Origin of the sequence: Pauljensenia sp. 20925_1_34, assembly GCF_041432775.1 — a bacterium.
Classification (GTDB): Bacteria; Actinomycetota; Actinomycetes; order Actinomycetales; family Actinomycetaceae; genus Pauljensenia.
Genome location: NZ_JAPWAG010000066.1, coordinates 1 through 790 on the forward strand (window position 1 = coordinate 1; position 790 = coordinate 790).

Here is a 790-nt window from a genome sequence, read left to right on the forward strand (position 1 = left end):
CTAGACCCGAAGCGGGGTGATCTACCCATGGTCAGGTTGAAGCAGAGGTAAGACTGTGTGGAGGACCGAACCCACCAGGGTTGAAAACCTGGGGGATGAACTGTGGGTAGGGGTGAAAGGCCAATCAAACTCCGTGATAGCTGGTTCTCCCCGAAATGCATTTAGGTGCAGCGTTGCGTGGTCCCTGGTGGAGGTAGAGCTACTGGATGGCCGATGGGCCCTGTGGGTTACTGACGTCAGCCAAACTCCGAATGCCATTAGGTGTAGCGTGGCAGTGAGACTGCGGGGGATAAGCTTCGTAGTCGAGAGGGAAACAGCCCAGATCATCAGCTAAGGCCCCTAAGCGTACGCTAAGTGGGAAAGGATGTGGAGTCGCGGTGACAACCAGGAGGTTGGCTTAGAAGCAGCCATCCTTGAAAGAGTGCGTAATAGCTCACTGGTCAAGTGGTTCTGCGCCGACAATGTAGCGGGGCTCAAGCGTACCGCCGAAGCTGTGGCAACAACGCGTTTGTGCTGGCGCCAGGAACTGGAGTGCTGGTGTGTTGTTGGGTAGGGGAGCGTCCTGCACGAGGTGAAGCCTGGAGGTGACTTCTGGTGGATTGTGTGGGAGTGAGAATGCAGGCATGAGTAACGAATCTGCGGTGAGAATCCGCAGCGCCGATTGACTAAGGGTTCCAGGGCTAGGTTTATCCGCCCTGGGTTAGTCGGGTCCTAAGGCGAGGCCGACAGGCGTAGTCGATGGACAACCAGTTGATATTCTGGTACCGCGTTGTGACCGCCCATGCTGAAG

General features: G+C 56.6%; 1 rRNA gene. It reads left to right on the forward strand.

The annotated features are described in order from the left end of the window. Positions 1 to 790, forward strand: a 23S ribosomal RNA gene (locus O3669_RS10875); the annotation flags it as partial.